Source organism: Phocaeicola plebeius (assembly GCF_003437535.1).
GTDB classification, from domain to species: domain Bacteria; phylum Bacteroidota; class Bacteroidia; order Bacteroidales; family Bacteroidaceae; genus Phocaeicola; species Phocaeicola plebeius_A.
Window position 1 is genome coordinate 1 of sequence record NZ_QSQT01000062.1, and the last position, 2,513, is coordinate 2,513.

The window sequence follows — 2,513 nt, forward strand, 5'->3', positions numbered from 1 at the left end:
GACCAGACCTACGCCTACGGGCTGTCCGGCAGGCTGGTGCAGGCATCGAGGGGTGAAAGCACGGTGGAGTTCGCGTACAACTCCCTGGGACTTCCGGTCCGGGAGACGGCCGACGGCAACACCATACTCCGCACCTACGACCATACCGGCAGGATACTCACGCTCGACAGCACGGCGGGGGCCTCGCTGCGCTACACCCGCAACGGCTACGGGGAGCTTGAGGGCTTCACGGCCACCGGCGGCAGCGACGCCGACGGTACAGGCTCGTGGGAATCGGCACACCGCCACGACACGCTGGGCTTCGAGGTGGAGCGCATCCTTCCGGGAGGCGTCGTCCGCTCGTTCGCCTATGATGACATAGGCCGTCTGGTGGATGCCCGCACACGCAAGGACTCGCGCACACGGCACATGCGCCGCTACCGCTGGGGCGTCGCCGACAGGCTGTTGTCCGTGGAGGACAGCAGGCGTGGCGAGACACGCTACTCCTATACCCCGACGGGGCAGCTCGAAAGGGCGGAATATCCCGACGGCAGGGAGCAGTGGAGGAAGAGCGACCAGACGGGAAACCTGTATCCCGACCCGGACATGAAGTTGCGCCGCTACCTCGGTGGCGGACGGCTGGAGCAGGACGGCGAATGGCACTGCGAGTACGATGCGGACGGGAACCTGACGGAACGCTACCTCGGCACGGGAAGGTGGCTTGACGGCAAGAAGGACCGCTGGAGATACCGGTGGAACGCCGACGGCTCTCTGGCAAAGGTGGTGCGGCCCGACAAGAGGGAGGTGGAGTTCACATACGACGCGCTCGGGCGCAGGCTCTCCAAGAGCTTCGGCACGACGGTGACGCGGTGGGTGTGGAACGGCAACGTGCCGCTGCACCAGTGGAAGCAGCACAGGGAATATTCCGTCGTGGAGGACAGGTGGAACACGGACACGGAACGCCGCGACATGACGGTATGGCTCTTCGACGAGGAGTCGTTCGTGCCGGTGGCAATGATAAAGGAAGGCAGGTCCTACTCGATACTGACCGACCAGCTCGGAACGCCGACGGAGGCATACGACACCGAGGGCAACGAGGTGTGGAGCCGGGTGCTCGACATGGACGGGAACGTCATCGAGGAGACCGGCAACAAGGGGATGATACCGTTCCTGTTCCAGGGGCAGTATTATGACCGGGAAACAGGGCTGGCGTACAACAGGTTCAGGTATTACTCGCCGAAGATGGGCATGTATGTCTCGCAAGATCCGATTGGACTGGCTGGCGGAATGCGCCTTTATGGGTATATTCAAAATACCAATTACGGGATTGATGTATTAGGACTTAAAGGTTGCTATTTAAAAGAAGCTGAAGAAGGCCAATCATATAAATTTGTATTGCAAATATCTAAGTCAGAATATCCAGAAACTACACGTCACATACAAAATGCAATTAAGAAAGGGCATCCCGATGTAGTGACTATATCACGCAAGGGAGCTACTGATAGAAGAAAAGAGGCTATAGCTAATACTAAAACTAAAAAAGGACGTGATCGAGATGAATGGCCTATGGCAATGTTTAAAGAAGGTGGAAGTGGAGCTGATATAGAATATATTTTACCAAGCGATAATAGAGGTGCTGGTTCTTCAATTAGGGCGGCTTTATCTGGATGTAATGATGGTGATACAATTAAAATTGAAATTATAAAATAATGGAAAATAATTTAGTTATAACTATTAATGAATTGTATCTTCTAAAGAATAAGAAGATTGATTGTATTTGCAATAAAATTCTAAAAAAAATGAGTTTCAAATCTTCTAAGGATTTGTCTAATTTGAAAGAATTGTGCTATTGGTTGTATATTTATGGATATACAACCGAACTAAAGAATTTATATTCAGTTATTTTCTCTCTATCATTTGTTGGTAATTGGGATATTTGGGTTCCAGTAGAATCTATTTTAGCTTTAATTTATTACATCACATCGAACGAAATAAATGCTCAATCTGATGCACAAGTTGCATTAAAAAAGATTATGCAAGCAGAGGTTAGCAATACAGATATTGCTAAGCGATGTGACGGTTCTTTACTGAAAGAATATGAAGACAAAGTTCAACAATATACCGCAATAGGCAAAAAAACAATTTTAAAAAATTGGCTTTGCTATGAAATGGAAGAGTTATTATTAATATACGCTCTTGGTGGAAGTGACAAATATCCTTTAAAAATAATAGAGAAAAAGGTTGAAGATATAAAAAAACAACTCCAAATGATGTAATACTTTTGGTTTATTCAAACTTGGAATGGCGGACACAGGTTATTTCGACAGCGTAAGTGCAAACCTAAAGACCGGCGTAGGCGCGCAGGTCAAGGGTATCTCGGAAGGCGTCAAGGCGAACTCCGAGGCCGGTGTGTCACCGTCCGTCAATGCCCTTGACACGGGCGTCAAGGCGGCGGCAGCCATCGGCAGCCTTGCCGACGGCCTGAGCGAAGCCGCGATGCTCCCCGTACTGGGTGCCATGGGCATGAAGGGCAT

3 protein-coding genes are annotated in these 2,513 nt (G+C 50.4%); all 3 read left to right on the forward strand.

The window, feature by feature from the left end; translation table 11 throughout:
• The coding region (locus tag DXD04_RS16500; protein WP_259299585.1) for an RHS repeat-associated core domain-containing protein at nucleotides 1-1,689 on the forward strand (1,689 nt) is incomplete at its 5' end.
• The gene (locus DXD04_RS16505) at nucleotides 1,689-2,255 is read left to right on the forward strand and encodes a DUF6707 family protein (RefSeq protein WP_117674212.1); all 567 of its coding nucleotides are present in this window, start codon (nucleotides 1,689-1,691) and stop codon (nucleotides 2,253-2,255) included. The genes DXD04_RS16500 and DXD04_RS16505, both read left to right, overlap by 1 nt.
• A 25-nt stretch (nucleotides 2,256-2,280) precedes the next feature.
• On the forward strand, nucleotides 2,281-2,513 hold a 233-nt coding region (locus DXD04_RS16510; protein WP_147330777.1), incomplete at its 3' end, for a hypothetical protein.